Raw genomic sequence first — 23939 nt, 5'->3', positions numbered from 1 at the left:
ACCTGTTACCTCTCATCCATCGACGCCGCGACGAGGGCATCCGAGCGGTCGCGGGCAGGGGCGGTCGGAATGGCGTCAGCTGCCGGCGCATCACCCTTGAGGTGCGGCTTCTTCCAGGCCATGTAGATGAGGCCGACCACGACGACAGTGACAGCGGAAATCAGGACGACGTAGTTGGCGAACCAGCCATCTTCCGGTGTCCTGGGCCAGGCCATGTTGATGATGCCAAGGATTCCCCACACCAGGGCTGCGATGTTGATCGGGATGCCCCAGCGGCCAAGCTGGAACGCTCCGTTCGGCTTCCATCCCAGGATGCGGGCGCGCAACGAGGCCAGGACCACCATCTGGAAGCCCATGTACATGCCCATGGCTGCAAAGGAAATGATCACGGTCAGGGCATCGCTGGAAACTTTCGATCCAATGACAATAAGGGCCGGCACCACACCCGCCAGGAGCAGGGCGTACGGGGGCACGCTCCGCGATTCACTGAAGGTGCTCAGGAGCCTGCTCCCCGGAAGCATGTCGTCGCGGGCCATCGAATAGGCAAGGCGGGACGTGGCAGCCTGGAGGCTCAACACGCATGAGAGGAAGGAGACCATAACGATGCCAAGAACTACCTTGAAGCCGATCGGGCCGAACGCCGCGAGGAGGACGTTGCCCACCGGGTCCGGGTCCTGGCCGGATATTACGGCCGCAAAATCGGGAACGGCGAGGATCAGAGACAAGCACACGAACATTGCTGCGAAGCCACCGATGTAGATGGTCATCCTCATGGCTTTTGGAATGGTGCGGCCGGGGTTAGGGACTTCCTCGGCCACATCGCCGCAGGCTTCGAAGCCGTAGTACTGGAAGATTCCGATCAACCCGGCCGCCGCGAAGGCGACGAAATAATTGCTGCCTTCGCCTGCACCGAATCCCTGAAACAGGACGCTGAGGTCGTGGTGCCGGGCGGTTACGAGCAGCCAGGTTCCCACTGCCAGTGCGCCACCGAGTTCCGCGAGGAGTCCGATCATCGCCACAGTGTTCAGCACCTTGGTTCCCCCGAGGTTAAGAACCGTAGCCAGGGCTATGACCGCGAGGCCCGCAATGATGATGGAGTCAACGCTGCTTTCCATCCCGAGGAGGGCGCTCAAGAATGGGCCTGCACCGTAGGCGACGCTGGCGATAGTGGTCAGGAGCGCGACGAGGTAAACCCAACCGTTCATCCAGCCCCATTTGCGGCCCCAAAGCCTCCGTGACCAAGGATAGACCCCGCCCGCCACCGGATACGCCGCAACCACCTCGCCGAAAACTGTCGCAACGAGGAGCTGCCCGACCCCCACGATAACCAGAGACCAAAACATAGGAGGCCCAGCAACACTCAGGGACGCTGCGAACAACGAATAAATCGCCACCACAGGCGACAGGTAGGTAAACCCCAGAGAGACGTTCCCCCAGAACGACATCTCCCGCTTGAATTGGCTCTCATACGAGTAGCCAATACTGGCGAGGTGCTGAGCGTCTTCGTCGCCGGCGAACTCCTTCGCGGGCTCCGTGATCTGTTCACGCATAGAACTCCTTCTGCTGGGCCCTGGTTCCGTGTGAGCGGGGCCACATGACTAAAACCCTACTTTCAAAGGTTTAGAAGCGCAACACTGGTGAAAGATCCGCTGATTTCCGCGCACAAAGCGGCACCTGGCCAAGTGAACCGAGTAATAAACATTGTTTCCAGTGGATTGCGCCCGCTTCTCCCGCTACTCTTGACGCAAGGCAGGTCAAGAAGGAACGTCTTCCAGGTGCGGAACGTGGCACACACGTCCCGCCAGGGGATAGACCTTCGGCACCGGATTAGAATCAGTTCTGGTCCCTACATCGCACGGAGTCTCTTTTTGGCATCTACCACCGCATTTCAAGCCCAGGTCTACCGGTCGCTACCCGAGACCGAGCGCTCCGAGGCCATCGTCGACCGGATTTCCAAGGCGATCGCCCTTGGCCTGCTAAAGGTTGGCGAGCGGCTTCCGTCCGAGACGGCTCTTTCGGAGATGTTTGGCGTTGCATCCTCTACTCTCCGGGAAGCCTTGGCGGACCTCCGGGACCAGGGAATCGTCACTACACGGCGGGGACGCAATGGCGGAACGTTTATCGTCAAGCAACCCTTCACCTCGGATGACGCCATCAAGAAATGGTTCCGGGACACGTCCATCGCCGAGATCCGAGACTTCGGAGATGAGCATGCTGCCGTTGCCGCTGCCACTGTGCGACTGGCCTGCGAACGGGCGGAAGCCCATGAAATCGAAAGGCTCCTGGACCTCGCCCGAGCTGTCGCCATGGCAGACAAGCCGGAACAACGCGCACGCGCAGACAGCAGATTCCACATCGAACTGGCGGTCTTGGCTCAGTCCCCGAGGCTTACGAACGCAGAAATAAGGCTGCAGGCGGAAACCGTTCAGGCCCTTTGGGCGCCTGTGTCACTGGCACAGGATCCCGAACGAGTGGCAGCCGAGCATTTAGCTCTGGCTCGCGCCATAGCAAACGACGCACCCGAGGACGCACAACGGTTAGTGCTGGAGCACATCCGACACGACGTACATCACTTAGTGGATGCCAAATTATCCCTCGGGTACCCGACGACGCATCAGCAGGAGCGCCAATGACGACCCCTACCCCTGCACACCAGGCTGCGGCCGAAATTGCTGCCTGGATGAGCACACTCGGCCTCGATGTCCACAAATTCGCGGCACGGACAGAAGCACTGTGGTCAGATCGACCAAGTCCCATGAATATCACCCCTCGCGATCTGGCCAACCTGGAGGGCCTGGCCAAGGAGTTCCTGGAAACGCATAGTTTCGTTGTGGGCGCCGGCGTTATTTTCTCCACGGAAGCCGTCAAGAGCAGAGACGGCGGCCTCGAATGGTGGATCAAACGCGAGCAAGGCGTTGAAAAGCTGGAATTTGACCTGACACCAGGTGGTGAACGGTTCTACGACTACCAGAACATGCCCTTCTTCGCCGCGGCGAACCGCACAGGCGAACCGACGGCATGGGGTCCATACGTCGATTATCTGGGGTTGGATGAATACATCCTCACCCACTCCGCGCCCATCCAACTGGACGGAAAATTCGCGGGAGTAGCCGGCTGCGACATCCGAATCAGGAAACTGGAAGAAATATTAATGCCCGTCCTCCGGGCAATCCCAGGAGACGCCGCACTGCTCAACGGAAGCGGCCGCGTCGTCGTAGGAAACTCCGGTGCTTATTTGGTCGGCGAAAGACTACGCGCCACTCCAAGCGACAAAGAGCTGATCCCGATCAACGTTCCGCATCTCGGATTCTCACTGCTCTGCAGCCGCTAGCGCCTCGGCGGCGTGATTCGTACCCTCAGCAACGTCAGGAATACCTCATGCCGGTTACCGGTTCTGCCCGGCTAAGCGCCTCAACGGCCGACTCCCCCAAGCCCCGTTCGCGCTGGTCCTCCCGTGCTCCCGGCCGGCCTCCGGCCTCGACACTCGTGGTGGCGACGCTTACCAGCGTGGCCGCACTGGGCTGCCTCGTGCTGCTGGGTGCGCTGTCGGGCCACCTCCTGCTCGTCCCTCCAATGGCCGCATCCATGGCACTCATGGCGGGGGCACCCCACTTGCCTCTTTCCCAGCCCCGGAGCGTGATAGGTGGCCAGGTGGTTTCCGCCCTGCTCGGCGTCGGCACCGGGCTGCTCAGCCACTCGATCTGGGCCGCGGCGATTGCCGGCGGTCTGGCGATCGGGGCGACGATGTTGTTGAGGATGCCGCATTCACCGGCGGCCGCCACTGCAGTCATCGGCACGATGGCCACTACAGGGCAGATGTCCTTCGTTGTGTGCGTCGGTGTCGCCGCTTGCATCCTCGTGGGTTTTGGCATTCTGGGGTCTCAGGTGCGCGGAGCCACGTACCCCACCTACTGGATCTGACCTAAACCTCCGCCACCGGGGCCGCGAACTGTGCAGCATACAGCGCCGCGTACGCCCCGCCTGAAGCCAGCAGCTCGGCGTGGTTCCCCTGCTCCACGATCTGCCCGGCCTCCATCACCAGGATGAGGTCGGCGTCGCGGATGGTGGAGAGCCGGTGCGCGATCACGAAGCTGGTCCGGTCCGACCGCAGCGCGCTCATCGCCTTCTGCACCAGCACCTCGGTGCGGGTGTCCACGGAGCTGGTCGCCTCGTCCAGGATCAGCACGGACGGGCGGGCCAGGAATGCCCGGGCGATCGTGAGCAGCTGCTTCTCTCCGGCGGAGACGTTGGAGCCCTCGTCGTCCAGCACGGTGTCGTAGCCCTCCGGCAGGGACCGGACGAACCGGTCCACGTAGGTCGCCCGCGCCGCCTCCAGGATCTCGTCCGCGGTAGCGGCGGGCCGTCCGTAGGCGATGTTGTCCCGGATGGTCCCGCCGAACAGCCAGGTGTCCTGCAGTACCATGCCCATCCGCGAGCGCAACTCATCCCGGGTCATCGCGGTGACGTCCACGCCGTCGAGCGTGATCCGCCCGCCGTCGAGCTCATAAAAGCGCATCATCAGGTTCACCAGCGTGGTCTTCCCGGCCCCGGTGGGGCCGACGATCGCCACGGTCTGCCCCGGCTCGGCCACCAGGCTCAGGTCCGCAATCAGCGGCTTGTCCGGGGAGTAAGCGAACGAGACGTTCTCAAACACCAGCTTCCCCCGCGTCGCCGCCGGAGCCACCCCGGGCGAGGGATCCGGGGACTGCTCCTCGGTGTCGAGCAGCTCGAACACCCGCTCGGCCGACGCCACCCCGGACTGCAGCAGGTTCGCCATCGAGCCCAGCTGGGCCAGCGGCTGGGTGAACTGCCGGGAGTACTGGATGAACGCCTGCACATCGCCGAGCTGCATCGCCCCGGCGGCCACCTGCAGCCCGCCCACCACCGCGATCCCCACATAGACCAGGTTCCCGATGAACGTCATGGCCGGCATGATCAGCCCGGACACGAACTGCGCGCCGAAGCTGGCCTCGTACAGCTCCGCGTTCTTCTGCCGGAACCGCTCCTCCACCTCCCGCTGCCGGCCGAACACCTTCACCAGCGCGTGCCCGGTGTAGGTCTCCTCGATCTGCCCGTTCAGCTCCCCCGTGTGCTTCCACTGCGCCACGAACAGCTTCTGGGAGCGCTTGGCGATCAGTGCCGTCGTCACGAGCGTCAGCGGCACGGTGACCAGCGCGATCAGGGCGAGGGTGGGCGAGAGGATGAACATCATCACCAGCACCCCCAGCACGGTCAGCAGCGAGGTGACCGCCTGGCTGATGGACTGCTGCAGGCTCTGGGAGATGTTATCCACGTCGTTGGTGACCCGGCTGAGCAGCTCGCCGCGCTGGACGGTGTCGAAGTAGCGCAGCGGGAGCCGGTTGATCTTGGCCTCGATCCGCTCGCGCAGCCGGAACATGGTGCGCTGCACAACGCCGTTGAGGATATATGCCTGCATCCACATAAAGCCCGAGGCCAGCACGTACAGCACCAGCGCCCACAGCAGCACGGTGGCCAGCGCGGCGAAGTCGATCCCCTCGCCGGGCGTCAAGGTCATGGCACTGAGCATGTCCGCCTGCTGGGTTTCGCCCGCGGCGCGCAGCTGCGCGATCAGCTGCTCCTGGCTCACCCCGGCCGGCAGCTCCTTGGACACGACGCCGGCGAAGATCAGGTTGGTGCCCTCGCCCAGCAGCCGCGGCCCAATCACCGAGAACGCCACACTCACCACCGCGAGCATCAGGACCAGCACCAGCCAGAGCCGCTCGGGCCTTAGCTGGCCCAGCAGCCGTTTGGCGGAGGGGCCGAAGTTCATCGCCTTCTCCGCGGGCACGTTCATCCCGGCGAACGGTCCCCCGTGGCCGGGGCCGCCGCGCGGACGGGGGATGCGTTCGACGGCGGGAGCGGCACCGGGCGCCCCGGCTCCCCCGCCGTGCCCCGACCCGCCGGCCGGGGCGGCTGGCCCGGTGCGGTTCGGAGCGCTCATGCCGCCTCCTCCGCCGCGAGCTGGGAGTTCACAATCTCCTTGTAGGTCTCTGAAGCCTCCAGCAGCTCGGCGTGCGTGCCGTGCGCGACCAGCCTGCCGCCGTCGAGCACCAGGATCTGGTCCGCGTCAATGATGCTGGAGACCCGCTGGGCGATGATCACCAGGGTGGCGCCGGCGGTGTGCTGCCGGAGCGCCTGCCGCAGCCGGGCGTCGGTGGCGGTGTCCAGCGAGGAGAAGGAATCGTCGAAGATGTAGAGCTCGGGCCGTTTCACCAGCGCCCGGGCAATCGCGATCCGCTGTCGCTGCCCGCCGGAGACGTTGGTGCCGCCTTGGGAGATCGGAGCGTCCAGCCCGCCCTCCATTTCCCGGACGAAGTCCTCCGCCTGCGCGATGGACAGCGCCTGCCAGAGTTCGTCCTCGGTGGCGTCGGGTTTGCCGTAGAGCAGGTTGCTGCGCACCGTGCCGGAGAACAGGTAGGGCCGCTGCGGGACCAGGCCGATGTGTCCCCAGAGCAGGTCCGGGTGCAGCTCGCGGACGTCCACGCCGTCGATCCGCACCGAGCCGGCCGTGGCGTCGAAGAGCCGCGGCATCAGGTTCACCAGGGTGGTTTTGCCGGAGCCGGTGGCGCCGATGATCGCCGTCGTCTGCCCCGCCCGGGCGGTGAAGCTGATCCCGGACAGGACCGGCTGCTCGGCACCCGGGTAGGCGAACCCGACGTCGCGCATTTCCAGCTCGCCGCGGCCGGCGCGGCCGTCAAAGCCGACCGGGTGCTCCGGCGGCCCGACGCTGGACTCGGTGCCCAGCACCTCGCCGATCCGGTCCGCGGAGACCGCCGCGCGCGGGATCATGATCGCCATGAACGTGGCCATCATGACGGACATCAGGATCTGCATGAGGTAGCTCAGGAACGCGATCATGGTGCCCACCTGCATGGAGCCGTCCTGGATCCGGAACGCGCCGAACCAGATCACGGCCACACTCGAGACGTTCAGCACCAGCATCACGGTGGGGAACGCTAGAGCCATCAGCCGGCCGGCGCGCAGGGCGGTGTCTGTGACGTCCTCGTTGGCGCGGGTGAAGCGGGCGGTCTCCACGTCCTCGCGGACGAAGGCGCGGACCACGCGGATGCCGGTGAGCTGTTCGCGCAGCACCCGGTTCACGGTGTCGATCCGGATCTGCATGAGCCGGAACAGCGGCACCATCCGGGTGATGATCAGCCCCACCGCGCCCAGCAGCACCGGCACGCTGACCGCGATCAGCCAGGACAGCTGCACGTCCTGCCGGATCGCCATGATCACCCCGCCGACACTCAGCATGGGCGCGGCGACCATCAGGGTGGCGGACATCAGCACCAGCTGCTGGACCTGCTGGACGTCGTTGGTGGAGCGGGTGATCAGGCTCGGCGCGCCGAAACGGGTAACCTCCTGCTCGGAGAAGGCCGCCACGCGGCTGAAGATCGCCCCGCGCACGTCCCGGCCCATCGCCATCGCCGCCTTCGCCCCGAAGTACACGGCCGCGATGGCGCAGGCGATCTGCAGCAGGGTCACCAGCAGCATCACCCCGCCGGTGCGCAGGATGTAATCCGTGTCCCCCTTCGCCACCCCCTGGTCGATGATGTCCGCGTTCAGGGTGGGCAGGTACAGCGAGGCGATGGACTGCGCCAGCTGGAAGACGACGACGGCGAGCAGCAGCCTGCGTTGCGGTGCCAGGTATTCAACGAGCAGTTTCCAGAGCATCCGTACTCCCAGCCACGCGTTCCGCCGAGTGATCCGAAGGTCAGTTTACGTCCGGAGGCCGGGGGTGGGACCGGTTCCTCTCACGGCGGACCGGGTCCGGAACCCCCTTCCCTGACCAGAACGATTAGGGAACAGTGAACCTATGGCTATTAGACGACCCATCGAAGAGTTGACCATTGCCCAAGTGCACTCGGCATTCCTTAGCGGTGAATTCACCGCCGAGGACCTTGTCAGCGCCTACTTGGACCGCATCGAGCTAATCGACCGGTCCGGGCCGGAACTCAACTCACTGATTGCCGTCTCACAGACCGCTTTGGATGAGGCGCGCCGGCTCGACCGGGAACTCTCCGAGACAGGCCGGCTGGCGGGCCCCCTTCATGGTGTACCGATCGTCGTTAAGGACCAGATCGAGACCGCCGGCCTGCCCACGACATTCGGCAGCATCGCCTCCGGTGGTTACCAGCCCGAACAGGACGCGACCGCCATTACGAAACTCCGTGAGGCCGGTGCGATCATCCTCGGCAAAACCACACTCCCCGACTTCGCAACGTCCTGGTTCTCGACCTCCTCCCGCAGCGGGGTGACCAAAAACCCCTACGACCTTGCTCGGGATCCCGGCGGATCCTCCAGCGGAACCGCCGCAGCCGTAGCCGCGAATCTCTCACTCGTCGGAATCGGGGAAGACACTGGGGGTTCGATCCGCTTGCCCGCGTCCTTCTGCGGCCTCGTCGGGCTTCGTGTCACCCCCGGTCTCATCAGCCGCGCCGGGATGTCCTCCCTCGTGAAGCCCCAGGACACCGCCGGGCCGATGACCCGGACAGTCGAAGACGCCGCCCGGCTTCTCGACGTCATGGTCGGCTACGACGAACGCGACGATTACACCGCCGCCGCGGTCATCGCAGGCCGCGACAAGCCCTATGCGGATGCACTTCAGGACGCGACCCTCACCGGCAAGCGCATCGGGATACTCCGCCAGGCCTTCGGCGACGACTCCGACCCGGACAGTGCCCGGGTCAACACAACCATCGAGACCGCGCTTTCGGCTCTGCGCGGCGCCGGCGTCGAACTCATCGACATCACCATCGACAACCTCGATGATCAGGTCGGCTTCACATCGCTCTACACCACACGCTCGCAGTCGGACATGAACGAATTCGTGGCCGCCCGGCCTGCAGCCGGAATCCCCTCCATGCGGCACCTGATCGACACCAAGCAGTACCACGAAAAACTCGACCTGCTCGAAGCGATCGTGGCGGGCCCGGCCCAACCCACCGATGATCCCCACTACGTTGAACGCCTGCTCGCCCAGACCGCGTTCCAGCGGCAGGTCATCGGAATCATCGCGCGGAACCGGCTCGACGCCATCGCCTTCCCGGACGCCAAACTCCCGGCCCCGACACGCGAAGACATCTTCGCTGACCGCTGGACCTGCCTGACCTACCCGACGAACACCGTCATCGCATCCCAACTCCTCTTCCCCGCGATCACCGTCCCGGCCGGACAGACACCCGACGGGCTGCCCGTCGGCCTGGAGTTCATGGCCGTTCCGTACAGCGAACGGGCCCTCCTGGCACTCGCAGCCGCATCCGAAGCCACCCTGCAAGGACGAACAGCACCACCCCTCTAGGACAGCATGGCTTCTCTGGGAATCGCATCGCTGAGTGGTGGCAGTCCCGCGGTCCGGGCATCAGTGCCCGCCCGCCCCTGCCTCCCCCTCCCGTGGGTTCGAGCTAGGAGGAGGGATCGGCGTCGTGCTTCGCCGGCTGATTGCCGTCGACGGCGGCGCGGACGTCGCCCTCTTCGTGCCCGCCTTTCTTCTTGCCGAACGGCAGCACTTTGAGCAGCGGTTGCAGGATGGCCATGACGACGAGGCCCCAAGCGAGTCCGAGGACGGCCGAACTCAAGGTGTTCACTAGCCAGACCAGGGAGCCGCCCACCACCGGGATCCCGGCGAAAGGTGCCTCGAGGACATGGACCAAGTCGTACGGCAGGTGCCAGCCGAGGTCGTAGGCCCCCTGCAGCATGATGTGACCGCCAACCCACAGCATGGCGACCGTCCCGACAACCGTGATCGTGGTCAGCACGGAGGGCATCCCCTTGACGAGCAGCTCGCCAACGCGCTGGGAGCCCGCAGAGTCCTTGGCTGCCAGGTGCAGGCCGATGTCGTCCATCTTGACGATGAGGGCGACGGCGCCGTACACGATCACCGTGATCGCGAGCGCCACTACGACCAGGATGACCGCCCGGGCCCACAAGGACTCGGCGGACACCTCGTTCATTGCGATGACCATGATCTCGCAGGAGAGGATGAAGTCGGTAGTGATGGCGCCCTTGGTGACCTTGGCCTCCGCCTCCGGGCCCCGGTCGACCGCCGGTGTGTCTTCGTCGGCCTCGTGGTGGCCGCGGAGTTTGTGCCAGATCTTCTCGGCACCCTCGTAGCAGAGGTAGGTGCCGCCCGCCATGAGGATGAACGGGATAACCCCCGGGATGAAGGCGCTGATGAGCAGCAGCGCTGGCAGGATGATCAGGAGCTTGTTCCCGAGCGAGCCCCAGAAGATCCGCTTGATCATGGGCAGTTCGCGGGACGGGTCCGCCCCGGACACGTACTGCGGGGTGACGGCGGCGTCGTCGATGACGACGCCGGCTGCCTTGGCACCCGCCTTGGCCGCCCCGGCAGCGACGTCGTCCACCGAGGCGGCCGCTATCCGGGCCAGGGCTGCGATGTCGTCCAGCAGGGCGACGAGACCGCCGCTCACAGCCCGCTTCCGAACTGCTCGAGGGCGGACGGCTGAGCATGGATGCATCGATCGGGGCGCGTGATTGGCATGCTCGAATTATATGGCGGCGGGCAGCACCTGTGGCCAACACCGGTGGCAGCGGCCCGGCTTTTAGGCGCCAAGCACGACATTCACCGGCGGTTCGCCCGCCAGCATGAGCTCGATCTGCCGTTGGACCAGCTTCCCCATCCGCGGGCGCATCGCCGAGCTCGCCCCGCCCACATGCGGGCTGATGATCACGCCGGGGGTGCCCCACAGCGGGTGGTCCTGCGGCAGCGGCTCGGGATCGGTAACATCCAGGGCGGCGCGGATCCGGCCGGTGGCGGTGTGCTTCATCAGGGCGTCGGTGTCCGCGACTGGTCCGCGGGCGACGTTGACCAGCAGGGCGCCGTCGGGCATGGCCGCGAGAAAGGCGTCGTCGATGAGGTGGCGGGTGGCGTCGCTGAGCGGAACCCCCACGATCACAATGTCGTGCTCCGGGAGCAGGCTGGGCAGCTCGTCGATGCCGTGGACGTGGCCGCGGGGGTCCGTCCGTTCCCTGCTGGCCACCCGGGTCACGGTGGTTTCGAACGGCAGGAGCCGGTCCTCGATGGCCTTGCCGACGCCGCCGTAGCCGACGATCAGCACGCGCCGGTCCGCGAGGCTGGCGGTGGGCCGAGTCTCCCAGCGGCCCTCCTGCTGGTTCTGCAGCAGCCGCGGGAGCTCGCGCTGGCTGGCCAGGATCAGGGCCAGGGCCAGTTCCGCGGTGGAGGTCTCGTGGACGCTCGCGGCGTTGGCGAACACCCGGCCCGCCGGCAGCGACTCCGCGACGCCGTCGTACCCGATCGACTGGCTCTGCACCAGCCCGGTGTCCACCCCTTCCAGGCCGCGCAGGATCTCCGTGCTGCCCATATAGGGCTGGACCACGATGTCGAGGCGCGGGCGGGGCGGTTCCCCGGTCAGGTCCCATTCGAGGACGGTGACGTCGGGGTGGGGCGTCAGGTACTCGCGCAGGGTCGGGTCCGGCAGGCTCACGGTTATTTTCCTCGGCATAGCTGCCAGCCTAATGGTGCTTCCGCCGTGGGCCGTGTCACACGTCAGGACCCGTCCCAGCCGGGAGTTTGCCCTAACCTTCGCGCTGCCCCGCGCGGCTTTTGGACATGCCCATTCCCCGGGCATACATTGCAGGAAACCCCTCCTCTTTAATGACCTGGAAGGTCCTGCACGATGAACCCCTCGGGACCCACCCGCCCAGCCGCCAAGTCCCTCACTGCGCGGGGGAAGCTGCTGTTGGTCTGGGCGGCCACGGTCCTGGTGCTGCTGGGCATGGTGACCCTCGCCGTCGTCCGCACCGGGCCGGTCCCGGGGACGGACTTCCTCGCCGGCCCGCAGGAACAGTGGGAGGAGCCGCCCGCGGCCGAGGCCCCGGCGACGGAAGCACCACGGGCCGCCGTCGACCTCGACGCCCTCGACGCCGAGGTGCGGCGGATCCTGGCCGACAACTCCGGCTACCGGATCGGCGTCGTCCTTGCGGACACCCACGGCGGGGAGCCGCGCAGCTACGGTGACGGCTCCGAGTTTGTGGCGGCCAGCACCGCCAAGGTCATCACGGCGGCCGCCTACTACCACCTGGTTGAGACCGGCGAGAAGTCGCTGGACGTGCCGCTGGGGAGCTACGACGCCGCGTTCCAGCTCAAGGCGATGGTCAACGCGAGCAGCAACGACGCCTGGCTGCTGCTGATGCAGGACATCGGCTACCCCCGGCTGATCGAGTACGCCGCGTCTATCGGGATCAGCTACGACCCGGAACAGAACCTGCTGACCCCGGCCGAGATGGCGGACGTGCTCAAACAGCTGTCCACGGGCACTCTGCTCAACGCTGAGCACACGCAGGAGCTGCTCGGGTACATGCAGCAAACCAACAACGAACGTCTCATCCCGGCCGCCGTCGGCCCGGGCATCACGGTGCAGCACAAGTATGGCGAGCTGGAGGGCTATGTCCACGACGCGGCCCTCCTGAGCTCCGGCGAGCGGTCCTACGCACTGACCATCTACTCCTGGGGCGAGGACGGCGAGAGCGAGGAACGGCTGGCCATGATCCACGAGCTGACCGGTGTGGTCACGAAGGCGCTGCTGGAGTAGGCCGGGCGGTCACGCGGAGGGCTTATCGCTTTAACGCGCAGAGCCCCGCCGAACGGTGTGCGAAGGGGCCCTGCGATCCAGCTGGAGAACCGGTTTAGCGGCCGAAGAGCTTGGCGAAGAAGCCGGTCTTGGTGCTGACTTCACCCTCGTGACCTTTGCAGCGGTCGGCGCTCTTGACGCCCCGCATGACCGAGTCAACGTGCTGGCCGCAGCCGGCCCAAGTGGTCTTACCGCACTTCTTGCATGCAACCTGTCGGCACATCTGGTTCTCCTTGTTGGTAGGTCTACGATTATTACTATACCCCCAGGGGTATCACCGTCAAAATGCACACTGTCAAAATGCGCACTGTCAAAATCCTTACCGTGGGAACACCCTGTTGCCTGCCTGCGTTGGTTCCGTACAGTGGCACCAGCACTGCGCCCCGCACGACCTGACTTCCGAACCGTACCGAGAGGACTGCTGGCATGGCTTACATCAAGGTTGGAACCGAGAACAGCACCGACATCGAGCTCTACTACGAAGACCACGGGAGCGGGCAGCCGGTGGTCCTGATCCACGGCTACCCGCTGGACGGATCCTCCTGGGAGAAGCAGACCACGGCCCTGCTGGGCGCCGGCTACCGGGTCATCACCTACGACCGCCGCGGCTTCGGCCAGTCCAGCAAGCCCACCGACGGCTACGACTACGACACCTTCGCCGCCGACCTCAACACCCTGCTCACCAGCCTGGACCTGAACGACGTCGCGCTGGTGGGCTTCTCGATGGGAACCGGCGAGGTGGGCCGCTACCTCGGGACCTACGGTTCGGCCCGGGTGGCGAAGGCCGCGTTCCTCGGCTCGCTGGAGCCATACGTCCTGCAGACCGAAGACAACCCCGACGGCGTCCCGCAGTCCGTGTTCGACGGCCTGATGGAGGCTGTAACCACCGACCGCTACGCCTTCTTCACCGAATTCTTCAAGAACTTCTACAACAGCGACACCTTCCTCGGCACGCCGCGGCTCAGCGAGGAAGTCATGCGGGCGGGCTGGAACCTCGCCACCTCGGGCGGACCCACCGCCTCGGCAGCCGCGCAGCCCACCTGGCTCACCGACTTCCGCGCCGACATCCCCAAGATCGACGTCCCCGCGCTGATCATGCACGGCACCGAGGACAGGATCCTGCCGATCGACGTCACCGGCCGGCGGTTCACCAAGGCCCTGCCCGGCGCCGAGTACGTGGAAATCGAGGGCGCACCGCACGGCATGCTCTGGACCCACGCCACCGAGGTCAACGAGGCGCTGCTGGGGTTCCTTGGGAAGCCGCGGGCTTAGCCTGAGCCAGCCCCCGCCGCCCGGGGGCACTTCGACACGGAACGCCGGGCCGGCGTCGGCCATTTCGACGCCGGCCTGCCGCAAAGCGCCGCAGCGGGCGGAGGATTAGAGGACCGGGTCCCTCAATTGCCACGAGGAGACGCCGGCCGGAGCCCCCGCCGAGTACGGGTGAGCTCATTGAACTGGATTGGAATGCCGCCGCCTGATTGCGGCGCTAGCGCGATGTGATCATGGCGGGCAGACGCCGTCCAAAGCTACAGATTCGCATCCTCAGGCAGAAGAACGAAGACAATGTCCATCATCAACCCAACACGTAAATCCCGCCCCCGGGCTGCCAGGATCGCACTGATCCCGGCCCTCGCTCTGGGGCTCATCGGGGGACCTGTTGCAGCGGCCGGGCCGGCCACCGCATCAACCTCCGAACGCGGCTGCACCGTGGATCCGATGAAGCCCATCAAGCATGACAACAAGGACCGGGACAAAGTCAGAGTAGACTTCCGGATCTACGTGGACTGCGATGGCAAGAAGACCGTGCAGATCAGGCAGTTGCGCTTTGAAGACGACCGCGGCAGGGATGACGATTTCCTGGGACGGTCCACGTTCCGGGAGTCCTTCGATCCCCGTGACGACTCCGTGACGATCCACAGTTACGACCGCGTGCCGAACCTGGACCGCCGGGGCAGCGAGGAGGTCTACCAACTCGTTTCCTTCCGCGTCCGCAGCGGCAACAGCGACAATTGGTCCGAATGGACCCGCTGAGAAAAGAGTGACGTGGCCAAGATCCACAGCCGGTAGTCCAGCACCGCAGCGACTGCGCACCGAGAGCCAGGGGCACTGTCCCCTGGCTCTCTTCGTGCCCGGACGTGGAAGCTACGTTTCGTCGTCCCACATGCCGGCGTCGGCGGTGTCTTCCGGCTTCTCCTCCGCGAACGGGTCGCCGGACCCGACGTAGGCGGCGGGCACCGTCCCTGCGGCCTGGGTCAACTGCTCCTCGCGGATGTTGCCGGCCTGGCCAGGTTCGGCGTGCGGCTGGCGGGCCTCGACGGCGTCCGGGTCGCCCGGCCCCCGCAGGCCGGCCGGATCGTTGCCCGGATCATTCGGATCACTCATGACACTGCCTTTCATCCGTGGATTGACTGCTTCCCACACTAACGTGGAGAGCGGATTGGTGTCCGGGCCGCGGCGGCTTAAAGACTCTGTGCTCCGGGAGCTTCCCCGCCGTCAACCACCGACCCCAAAGTTGACACCGGCAGGAGGGTACGGTTCACTTCTTGCATATGCTGAAATAACAGTTCCATGATACGGAATGAATTGTCCGTATAGCCTTACACCGTGGATGCCAGCATCAAACACAAGGACCTGCCTCATGCACCTTGAACAGTTCAACGCGGCCAGCCGCACGGAGGCCGCCGATGCCCTGCGCCCTTGCCTGGATATCCAGCGCTGGATCGACGAACTCGCCGACGCTCGGCCTTATTCTGGCCTCGAAGCCGTCCTCGAGGCAGGCCGCCAAGCGGCCGACCCGTTCACCCCGGCGGAGATCGAAGCAGCACTCGCCCACCACCCGCGGATCGGCGAGCGGGCCCAAGGAGACAGCACGGAAGCCCGGCTTTCCCAGTCGGAACAGGCCGGACTCGGCAAGGCCGACGCAGCCGTCGCGGAAGCCCTGGCAGAAGGCAACCGGATCTACGACGAGAAGTTCGGGCGGGTGTTCCTGATCCGCGCTGCCGGCCGCAGCCGCGAGGAGATCCTGGACGCCCTCAACACCAGGCTCGGGAACACACCCGAAGAAGAACAGGCAATTATTGGCCAGCAGCTGCGGGAAATCGCAGTGCTCCGACTCGAAGGACTGATCGGCAAATGAGCATGTCCCACGTCACCACCCATGTGCTCGACACCGGCTCCGGCAAGCCGGCTACGGACGTCCCGGTCACCCTGCACGTGCTCGACGGCGAACGCTGGGTCCGGATCGCCGAGGGCGCCACCGACGCGGATGGGCGCATCAAACAACTGGGACCGGACCGGCTGCCCACGGGCACTTACCGGCTGGCCTTCGACACGGGCCAGTACTTCGCCGCCAGCGGAACCGATACGTTCTTCCCCGAAGTGACACTCACCTTTGGCGTGGTGGATTCGGAGGCCCACTACCACGTGCCGCTCCTGCTGAGCCCGTTCGCATATTCCACCTACCGGGGCAGCTGAACACACCGCAGATCGGATGTGACGGAAAGGCCCGCGGCCACGCCGCGGGCCTTTCCTGTGTCCGCACGCAGGCCGGCCGACCCCTCCCCCAGCCCGTAGCCTCGCGGCCTCCAATCTCCCACAGTCTCCAATCCCAGCGGGATCAGGAGGCCCGGCTGTCACAATCGGTTATTTGGCCCGGGTGGGCCACTACGGAACAAATTCCTTGACAGTGGCCCCCGTCACTTCTATTCTAAATTTTGGGATCCCAAATTGGGATCCCAAAAGATCGCGTTTACGGATCCCGGGCCGCTAGTCATTGCCCGGCGCTTCCGATTTGGACCCAGGACGCCCCACCAGTCGGCCTCCTGCCCCGCGAGCACCCAAGTCTTTCCCCGTCTGCAATTTTCCTCTCTGTAAAGGAGAAGTTGTGTCTGTTCAAAACACTGAAACCGCAGTACCGCTCCCCGACGAAAAAACCGGCAAGGACGGCGTGCAGCGTCGCACCAACGTCCGCTGGAAAATGTTCCTGCTTTTGCTGGTCCTCGTCGCCGTCAACTACATCGACAGGGGCTCCATCTCGGTGGCGCTCCCGATCATCCAGAAGGAATTCAACCTGCCCCCGGAGCTCGTTGGCCTCCTGCTCTCCGCGTTCTTCTGGACCTACGCGCTGATGCAGGTGCCGGTGGGGCTGCTGATCGACAAGTTCGGCCCCCGCAAGGTTATGACGGCGTCCTGCGTCGGCTGGGGCGCAGCTACCGCTGCCTCCGGACTGGCCGGCGGCTTCCTCAGCATGTTCATTGCCCGGCTGGGCATCGGCGTCACCGAAGCCGGCGTCATGCCGGCCGGCGGCAAGCTCAATGCGATCTGGATGCACAAGTCCGAGCGCGGACGCGGCGCCACCATCCTGGATGCCGGCGCACCTCTCGGCGCTGGCCTGGGCGGCATCTTGATCGCCGGCCTGATCGCGTCCACCGGCAGTTGGCGCACCGCCTTCATCATCGCCGGCGCGGCCACGGTCCTGATGGGCCTGGCCGTCTGGTGGTACGTCCGCGACCACCCCCGTGAGCACCGCGGAGTCAATGACGCCGAGGCCGAGTACATCGAGGCCTCCCACGCCGCCGAGGACGCTGCCGCCGAACTCGACGGCAGCAAGGGCAAACGCGCACTCCTGCCCTATCTGAAGTTCCGATCCTTCTGGGCCATGTGCTTCGGCTGGCTGGGATTCAACGGCGTCTTTTACGGACTGCTGACCTGGGGACCGCTCTACCTGGCCCAGGACAAGGGCTTCGACCTCAAGACCATCGGCTGGTCCACGTTCGTGATCTTCGGCGCCGGCTTCGTCGGCGAAATTCTCGGCGGCGCGATAGCCGACAAGTGGCAGTCCACCGGCGCGTCCGCCAACCGGGTGATGCGCACCCTCCTGGGCACCTCCAGTGTGGTTGTGATCGGCGGCCTGATCGGCGTCACGGTCGTGTCCGACCCCACCACCGCCGTTGTCCTCCTCTCCGTGGTCATGTTCTTCCTCCGCTGGGTGGGCCTGTTCTGGAGCATCCCCTCCATCCTCGGCGGCCGGACCAACGCCGGCGTCCTGGGCGGCGCGATGAACTTCAGCGGCAACATCTCCGGTTTCGTGACGCCGATTGCGGTGGGCCTGATCGTGGGCGCCACCGGCTCCTACACCTGGGCCCTGCTGTACTTCGTGGGATCCGCGATCATCATGGGCGTATCCGTCCTGACCCTGAACTACAACAAGCGGCTACCTGTCTAAGCTAGCCACACGCGCCCTGCTCCTGACGCCGGGAACGCAATGCCGGACAAGAACCGAAAGTGGAGAATCATGCAGACCGCAGAAGAGACCCAGGACAAGGAACGCCCCCTCCGGGAGGCTGTCCGGGACACCCTCCGCAACAGGATCTTTGAAGGGCATTACGTTCCCGGCACCAGGCTGGTGGAACGCGACCTCGCCGCCGAATTCAACGTGTCCCGCCTCCCCGTCCGCGAGGCGCTCCGCATGCTGCGCCAGGAAGGGCTCATCAGCGACCGGGGCGCCCGCGGGGCCGAGGTCAGCACCCTGAGTCCCAAGGACGTCGAGGACCTGTTCGACGTCCGGCAGTCCCTCGAAGTCCTTGCCTGCCGTCTGGCCGCCACCCGTGCCACCCCCGAAGACCTCAGCGCCCTCAAGGGCCTGCTGGACGAAGCCGACCGCTGCCTGGCCAAGGGCGCCATCATGGAAGCCCACCGCGCCAACAGCGAATTCCACGATGCCATCACCCGGATCGCGGACAACGGCTTCCTCAAATCCGCACTGGAACCGCTCCAGGGCCGCATGCACTGGCTCTTCCGCCACGTCAGCGACCTGCCGGAGCTCATCGAGGAACACCGCAGCCTCTACGCCGCCATCGCCAGCGGCGACCCGGACCGGGCAGCCGCTCAGTCGACGTCGCACATCGGCAAATACCGCGCACAGTTTCCGGAGGATTTCAGCCGGACCGAACCCTCCCTTCATCGGAAGAACATATGAAACTTCTTGTCATCAACCCCAATATCAGCGACGACGTGACCGCCCTGATCGAAGCGGAGGCCCGCCGCTCCGCCTCCCCGGGAACCGAACTGGTGGTCCGGACGGCCGGGTACGGCGTCGAATACATCGAAACCCGATTTGAGTCCCTGATCGCGGCAGGAGCCGTCGCCGAAATCGTCGCCGAGTACACCCACGACGGCGCCAGCGTCGACGGCGTCGTGGTCGCCGCCTTCGGAGACCCCGGAATGCCGGCGCTGAAGGAACTCGCCGACGTCCCCGTCATCGGGATCACCGAGGCGGCACTCTGCGCCGCCGCCCTGCAGGGGCAGCGGTTCTCGATCATCGCCATTTCCGACCGGATCAGGCCCTGGTACCAGGACTGCGTGGAACGCTTCGGACTCGGCGGCCGGCTGGCGTCGATCCGCTCCATCAACGAAGCCCTCCACGGCATCGCCTCGGTGCAGCAGGACTTCAAGGCAACCCTGCTGGCCCTCAGCCACCAGGCCGTCACCGAGGACGGGGCCGACGTCGTGATCCTCGCCGGGGCGCCACTCGCCGGACTGGCCCGCGAACTCCGCGGCCAGATAGGGGTCCCCGTCGTGGACGGCATCTCCGCAGGCATCCGGATGGCGGAGGCCGTCGTCGGCCTCGATTCCGGCCCGCACCGCGCGGGCGCCTTCGCCCCTCCCCCGGCGAAGGCCCGACGCGGCCTCACGGAGAACCTCGACGCCGCCCTCGCCACCGCGCAGAAGGCCGCCCAGCCGGCCGCGCCCGCCCCGGTTAACTAGCTACTTCTACTTAGGAGGACACCGATGTCCGACACCCCAGAACTCGTCATTGCCCACGGCACCGTGGTCAACAGCTTCGGACGCCAACAGGCCCACGTGGTGGTCCGGGACGGCCGCGTCGACCGGCTCGTGGACGCGGCCGAGCCCGTGCCCGCCGCTGCCCGCGTGATCGATGCCGCCGGCCGGCTCGTCATCCCCGGCGGCGTGGACGGGCACTGCCACGTGGCTCAGGTAACCGGCCGGTTCCGCACCCTCGATGACTACCGGACGACGTCGACGGCCGCTTTGTGGGGCGGCACCACCACCATCATCGATTTCGGCATCCCCCGGGACTCCCGGGAAACCCCGCTCGCCGCCGTGCTGCACAAGAAGGAACTGGCCCGCGACTCCCGGTGCGACGTCGCACTGCACGGCTCCGTGGTCAGCTGGGACGAGACTGTACCGTGGCAGCTGGAGCAGCTCGCCGCCGAGGGCGTCCGGTCCGTCAAGATGTACACCACCAACCGCGGCACCACCATGGCGGACGGGGAAACCATCCTGAAGGTCATGCGCGAGATGGTCCGACTGGACGGCCTCACCTACATCCACGCGGAGCACGACCCCATCATCGCGGACTGCACCCAGCAGCACGCCGACGACGGCCGGATCGGCATCGAACACCTGCACCGCACCCGCCCGGAACTGGCCGAAGAGGTCTCGGTCAGGGAAACCCTGGCCATGGCCGAATACACCGGCGCCCCGGTCTACTTTGTGCACCAGTCCACTCCCGGCGCCGTGGATCTGGTCAGCGACGCCCGCAGCCGCGGCCAGGAGGTATTCTCCGAGACCTGCCCGCACTACCTCACCCTGGACGACAGTGTCTACGGCTCGGTGATGCCGGAGTGGTTCGCCTGCTGCCCGCCCATGCGCAGCCCGCAGACCGTCGCCGCGCTCCGAGAACGGCTTGCCGAAGGCGCCATCCACACCGTCGCCTCCGACCATTCCTGCTACGACCTCACGCAAAAGCGGGAGCGTGCGGACGACATCCGCGAGATGCCGCACGGCCTCCCGGGCGTTGAAACCCGGATGCCCGTCACTTTCACCGCCCTGATGCAGGCCGCCCGCGGCGAAGCGCGGGTGGAGGATTTCGTCGAGGTCTTCGCCGCGGGCCCGGCCCGGATCAATGCCCTGCCCCGCAAGGGAACCATCGCACCCGGGTTCGACGCCGACCTGGTCATCTTCGATCCAGCCGAGGAACGCGCAGTCGACGGCGGCGCCCTGCACATGGGCACCGATTTCTCCCCGTTCGACGGCCGGACGCTCACGGGTTGGCCCGCCGTCGTCGTCTCCGCAGGACGCGTGGTGCTGGACAGCGACGGGTTCCACGACCCCGGCCCCGTGGGCCGCTTCGTGCCCCGGGCCGGCTTCCGCGAGCATCAGTCTTCGCTTTCCGTCCCCACTGCAGCCCCCACTCCCGCCGCCCAGACCACCCGCTAGGAGCCCCCGTGCCTTCCGCAACCCGCGCCACCCGCATCGGCATGATCGTGCCGTCCTCCAACACCTGCCTCGAGCCGCAGAGCTACCGGATCCTGGGCGACCGCACCGACGTCACCATCCACTTCGCCCGGATCCCGGTCACCCGGATTGCCTTGGACGCATCCTCGGACAAACAGTTCGATGCAGGCGTCATGCGGTCGGCCGCCGAGCTCCTCGCCACCGCCGATGTGGACGTCATCGCCTGGAACGGCACCTCTGGCTCCTGGCTCGGCGCCGACCATGACCGCCGGATCGTGGAGGACATCACGGACGCCACGGGCATCCCGGCCACCACATCCACGCTGGCCTACATGGAGGCGTTCCGAACCTTCGGCACCGGGCGCATCGGGCTGTTCACCCCTTACACCGGGGACGTCAACGAACAGATCGTGGCGTCCTATGAACGGGATGGCATCAAGACCCTGGACCACCGGTTCCTGGGCCTGAGCGACAACGAGTCGTTCGCCCGCGTGGCCGATGAGGAGATGCGTCCGGGCTCGCTGGAGCTGGCCGCGGCCCGGCCGGATGCCATCATCTACCTCTGCACCAACCTCTACGGCGCCAACATCACCGCCGAAATCGAGGCCGAGACGGACGTTCCCGTCCTGGACTCGGTGGCCGTCACGCTGTGGCACTGCCTCCGGATGGCGGGCGTCCCGCTGCTGGATCCGCGCTGGGGCAGGCTCTTGGGGAACTGATGCGGCCAAGGAACCTGATCCAAACCTCAAGAAGGAAATAACCGCATGAAATTTGCACGCCTCGGCGCCGTCGGTGCCGAAACTCCCGCCATCTTGGACGGTGGCAAATTCTATTCACTGGCCGGGCTCACGCCGGACCTGGACGCGGACTTCTGGTCCTCGGGCGGTCCTGCCCGGGCAGCAGCCGCCCTGGCTGCCGGGGAACTGCCAGAAATGGATGCCGCGAGCCTCCGCATCGGCGCACCCATCACCCGGCCTTCTTCCGTGTTCGGCATCGGATTGAACTACGTCGCACACGCCGCTGAGTCGGGTTCGGAACCACCCACGACGCCGGTCCTGTTCCAGAAGGCTGCCAACACTGTCGTGGGACCCAACGACGCCGTCGCCATCCCCCGCGGTTCCACCAAAACGGACTGGGAAGTCGAATTAGGCGTAGTCATCGGCACCCGCGCCTCCTACCTTGAGTCACCATCGGATGCGCTCAGTCACATCGCCGGCTTCGTCACGGTCAACGACCTGTCCGAGCGGACCTTCCAGCTGGAAGGTCCCGGTGGTCAGTGGTCCAAGGGCAAGAGCTGCGCCGGATTCTGCCCCACCGGTCCATACCTGGTCACCCCTGAGGACGTGGACCCAAGCCACCTCCGGCTGCGCAGCTGGGTAAATGGCGAACCGCGCCAAGACTCCACCACGCAAGACTTGATCTTCGACGTGGCCACCATTATTCATGATCTCAGCCAGTACCTGGTCCTGGAGCCAGGCGACCTGATCTGCACCGGAACTCCGGAGGGCGTGGCCCTGTCCGGACGCTTCCCTTATCTAAAAGCCGGGGACGTCGTGGAGACAGAAGTGTCTGGCCTTGGACGCCAGCGACAGGAATTCATCCAGGCCTAGCCGGGGCAGGCAGGTCCGGTGGGAATCGCCTTCCGGCCCGCAGTCACAATCCGCCCGGAGGCTTTCGGAAGGCCCTGCTGGCAGCTGGCCGCCGTCCTGTTTTGACTGCCCGCAATCGGCTGAGTAATCTCGAATTGCAAGAATGTTTTCTCACTCAATGAAAACTTGAGCCGACCATTCAATGACGAAAAGAGGTTGGACGTGGCTGCAGGAGAAGAGACCTCCCATATCCTCAGCGGGTTGACTAACCAGCTGCCTGATCGTGATCCGGAAGAGACCGCCGAGTGGCTGGAGTCCCTGGATACGCTGATTCAGGAACAGGGCACCGAGCGTGCCCAGTACATAATGCGCAGCCTGCTCCAGCGGGCCGGCGCGCAGTCCGTGGGTGTTCCGATGGTCACGACCACGGACTACGTCAACACGATCCCGGTGGACCAGGAAGCCCCGTTCCCCGGGGACGAGGAGATCGAGCGGAAGTACCGGGCCTGGCTGCGGTGGAACGCCGCGGTCATGGTGCACCGGGCGCAGCGGGCCGATATCGGCGTTGGCGGGCACATCTCGACCTATGCCGGGGCCGCGACCCTGTACGAGGTCGGGTTCAACCACTTCTTCCGCGGCAAGGACCACCCCGGCGGCGGGGACCAGGTCTTCTTCCAGGGCCATGCCTCCCCCGGCATGTACGCCCGGGCGTTCATGGAAGGCCGGCTCTCCGAGGAGGACCTGGACGGGTTCCGGCAGGAGAAGTCCAAACAGGGCCATGCCCTCTCCTCCTACCCGCACCCGCGGCTGATGCCGGAGTTCTGGGAGTTCCCCACGGTCTCGATGGGCATCGGGCCGATGAACGCGATCTACCAGGCCCAGTCCAACCGGTACCTGCACAACCGCGGGATCAAGGACACCTCGGACCAGCAGGTCTGGGCGTTCCTGGGCGACGGGGAAATGGACGAGCCCGAGTCCCGCGGCCTGCTCCAGCTCGCCGCGAACGACAAGCTCGACAACCTCAACTTCGTGATCAACTGCAACCTCCAGCGCCTCGACGGGCCCGTGCGCGGCAACGGGAAGATCATGCAGGAACTCGAGGCGTTCTTCCGCGGCGCGGGCTGGAACGTCATCAAGGTCGTCTGGGGCCGGGAGTGGGATGACCTGCTGGCCAAGGACGAGGACGGCTCGCTCGTGAAGATCATGAACGAAACCGTCGACGGGGACTACCAGACCTACAAGGCCGAGTCCGGCGCGTTCGTCCGCGAGCACTTCTTCGGGCAGACCCCGCAGACCAAGGAAATGGTCCAGGACCTCACGGACGACCAGATCTGGAACCTCAAGCGCGGCGGTCACGACTACAACAAGGTCTACGCCGCGTACAAGGCCGCGACCGAGTTCAAGGGCAAACCCACCGTCATCCTGGCCCACACGGTCAAGGGCTACGGCCTGGGCA

The 23939-nt window shown here is 65.9% G+C and carries 23 protein-coding genes; 16 read left to right on the top strand and 7 right to left on the bottom strand.

The genetic code is table 11. From position 1 onward, the window contains the following. Positions 1 to 5 precede the first annotated feature (5 nt). Positions 6 to 1445, bottom strand: coding sequence for an APC family permease (locus tag AC50YC_RS17590; RefSeq protein ID WP_494954652.1), 1440 nt, complete (start codon positions 1443 to 1445; stop codon positions 6 to 8). A gap of 423 nt (positions 1446 to 1868) precedes the next feature. Here AC50YC_RS17590 and AC50YC_RS17585 point away from each other — a divergent pair, with 423 nt between their 5' ends. From AC50YC_RS17585 to AC50YC_RS17575, 3 genes are read left to right on the top strand one after another with little or no spacing between them, the layout of a single operon-like run. Continuing rightward, a complete protein-coding gene (locus AC50YC_RS17585; RefSeq protein ID WP_494954585.1) occupies positions 1869 to 2633 on the top strand; it encodes a FadR/GntR family transcriptional regulator in 765 nt (254 codons plus the stop codon). Further along, entirely contained in the window at positions 2630 to 3331 is a 702-nt protein-coding gene (locus AC50YC_RS17580; protein WP_494954584.1) for a cache domain-containing protein, read from the top strand. Before AC50YC_RS17585 ends, AC50YC_RS17580 begins: the two co-directional genes overlap by 4 nt. A 47-nt stretch (positions 3332 to 3378) precedes the next feature. Further along, positions 3379 to 3921: an HPP family protein gene (locus AC50YC_RS17575; RefSeq protein WP_494954583.1), complete on the top strand. Its 543-nt coding sequence runs from the start codon at positions 3379 to 3381 to the stop codon at positions 3919 to 3921. A gap of 1 nt (position 3922) precedes the next feature. Here the strand turns inward: AC50YC_RS17575 and AC50YC_RS17570 are convergent, their stop codons facing one another. Both AC50YC_RS17570 and AC50YC_RS17565 read right to left on the bottom strand, forming a co-directional pair. Beyond that, positions 3923 to 5962: an ABC transporter ATP-binding protein gene (locus tag AC50YC_RS17570; RefSeq protein ID WP_494954582.1), complete on the bottom strand. Its 2040-nt coding sequence runs from the start codon at positions 5960 to 5962 to the stop codon at positions 3923 to 3925. Then, entirely contained in the window at positions 5959 to 7698 is a 1740-nt protein-coding gene (locus tag AC50YC_RS17565) for an ABC transporter ATP-binding protein (protein ID WP_494954581.1), read from the bottom strand. The genes AC50YC_RS17570 and AC50YC_RS17565 overlap by 4 nt, the downstream gene beginning before the upstream one ends. 142 nt (positions 7699 to 7840) lie before the next feature. On the opposite strand from AC50YC_RS17565, the gene AC50YC_RS17560 reads away from it, so the two are divergent. Beyond that, a complete protein-coding gene (locus AC50YC_RS17560; protein WP_494954580.1) occupies positions 7841 to 9325 on the top strand; it encodes an amidase in 1485 nt (494 codons plus the stop codon). Between the two features lie 103 nt (positions 9326 to 9428). Here AC50YC_RS17560 and AC50YC_RS17555 read toward each other — a convergent pair whose 3' ends face one another. Next, on the bottom strand, positions 9429 to 10454 hold the full coding sequence (locus tag AC50YC_RS17555) for a DUF808 domain-containing protein (protein ID WP_494954579.1): 1026 nt from the start codon (positions 10452 to 10454) through the stop codon (positions 9429 to 9431). 132 nt (positions 10455 to 10586) lie between these two features. Next, the gene (locus AC50YC_RS17550) at positions 10587 to 11507 is read right to left on the bottom strand and encodes a 2-hydroxyacid dehydrogenase (protein WP_494954578.1); all 921 of its coding nucleotides are present in this window, start codon (positions 11505 to 11507) and stop codon (positions 10587 to 10589) included. A 174-nt stretch (positions 11508 to 11681) separates the two neighbouring features. Between AC50YC_RS17550 and AC50YC_RS17545 the strand changes: the two genes are divergently transcribed. Beyond that, a complete protein-coding gene (locus AC50YC_RS17545; protein WP_494954577.1) occupies positions 11682 to 12596 on the top strand; it encodes a serine hydrolase in 915 nt (304 codons plus the stop codon). Positions 12597 to 12690: 94 nt separating this feature from the next. On the opposite strand, the gene AC50YC_RS17540 is transcribed toward AC50YC_RS17545, so the two are convergent. Next, positions 12691 to 12858, bottom strand: a complete 168-nt coding sequence (locus tag AC50YC_RS17540) for a DUF8730 family Cys-rich protein (protein ID WP_307464437.1) — start codon at positions 12856 to 12858, stop codon at positions 12691 to 12693. A gap of 203 nt (positions 12859 to 13061) precedes the next feature. On the opposite strand from AC50YC_RS17540, the gene AC50YC_RS17535 reads away from it, so the two are divergent. Together AC50YC_RS17535 and AC50YC_RS17530 are read left to right on the top strand one after the other, a co-directional pair. After that, positions 13062 to 13907 (top strand): alpha/beta fold hydrolase, encoded by an 846-nt coding sequence (locus AC50YC_RS17535; protein WP_494954576.1) that lies wholly within the window; start codon positions 13062 to 13064, stop codon positions 13905 to 13907. Positions 13908 to 14198: 291 nt separating this feature from the next. Continuing rightward, entirely contained in the window at positions 14199 to 14666 is a 468-nt protein-coding gene (locus tag AC50YC_RS17530; RefSeq protein ID WP_494954575.1) for a hypothetical protein, read from the top strand. A 111-nt stretch (positions 14667 to 14777) separates the two neighbouring features. Here the strand turns inward: AC50YC_RS17530 and AC50YC_RS17525 are convergent, their stop codons facing one another. After that, positions 14778 to 15017, bottom strand: a complete 240-nt coding sequence (locus tag AC50YC_RS17525; protein ID WP_494954574.1) for a hypothetical protein — start codon at positions 15015 to 15017, stop codon at positions 14778 to 14780. Positions 15018 to 15273: 256 nt separating this feature from the next. Between AC50YC_RS17525 and uraD the strand changes: the two genes are divergently transcribed. From uraD to AC50YC_RS17480, 9 genes are all read left to right on the top strand, one after another. Then, positions 15274 to 15771: a 2-oxo-4-hydroxy-4-carboxy-5-ureidoimidazoline decarboxylase gene (gene uraD, locus AC50YC_RS17520; RefSeq protein ID WP_494954573.1), complete on the top strand. Its 498-nt coding sequence runs from the start codon at positions 15274 to 15276 to the stop codon at positions 15769 to 15771. Beyond that, positions 15768 to 16109 (top strand): hydroxyisourate hydrolase, encoded by a 342-nt coding sequence (uraH, locus tag AC50YC_RS17515; protein WP_494954572.1) that lies wholly within the window; start codon positions 15768 to 15770, stop codon positions 16107 to 16109. The genes uraD and uraH overlap by 4 nt, the downstream gene beginning before the upstream one ends. A 409-nt stretch (positions 16110 to 16518) precedes the next feature. Continuing rightward, positions 16519 to 17859: an MFS transporter gene (locus tag AC50YC_RS17510; RefSeq protein WP_494954571.1), complete on the top strand. Its 1341-nt coding sequence runs from the start codon at positions 16519 to 16521 to the stop codon at positions 17857 to 17859. Between the two features lie 69 nt (positions 17860 to 17928). Continuing rightward, positions 17929 to 18612, top strand: coding sequence for a GntR family transcriptional regulator (locus tag AC50YC_RS17505; protein WP_494954570.1), 684 nt, complete (start codon positions 17929 to 17931; stop codon positions 18610 to 18612). Continuing rightward, a complete protein-coding gene (locus AC50YC_RS17500) occupies positions 18609 to 19400 on the top strand; it encodes an aspartate/glutamate racemase family protein (RefSeq protein WP_494954569.1) in 792 nt (263 codons plus the stop codon). Before AC50YC_RS17505 ends, AC50YC_RS17500 begins: the two co-directional genes overlap by 4 nt. A gap of 24 nt (positions 19401 to 19424) precedes the next feature. After that, positions 19425 to 20876 (top strand): amidohydrolase family protein, encoded by a 1452-nt coding sequence (locus tag AC50YC_RS17495; RefSeq protein ID WP_494954568.1) that lies wholly within the window; start codon positions 19425 to 19427, stop codon positions 20874 to 20876. A gap of 8 nt (positions 20877 to 20884) precedes the next feature. Beyond that, a complete protein-coding gene (locus AC50YC_RS17490) occupies positions 20885 to 21613 on the top strand; it encodes a maleate cis-trans isomerase family protein (RefSeq protein WP_494954567.1) in 729 nt (242 codons plus the stop codon). Between the two features lie 45 nt (positions 21614 to 21658). After that, the gene (locus tag AC50YC_RS17485) at positions 21659 to 22504 is read left to right on the top strand and encodes a fumarylacetoacetate hydrolase family protein (protein ID WP_494954566.1); all 846 of its coding nucleotides are present in this window, start codon (positions 21659 to 21661) and stop codon (positions 22502 to 22504) included. Positions 22505 to 22705: 201 nt separating this feature from the next. After that, positions 22706 to 23939 (top strand): thiamine pyrophosphate-binding protein (locus tag AC50YC_RS17480; RefSeq protein WP_494954565.1); only part of this gene is annotated, 1234 nt, incomplete at its 3' end.

The organism is Pseudarthrobacter sp. MDT1-56 (assembly GCF_059383555.1).
This window is presented reverse-complemented; position numbering and strand designations above follow the sequence as displayed.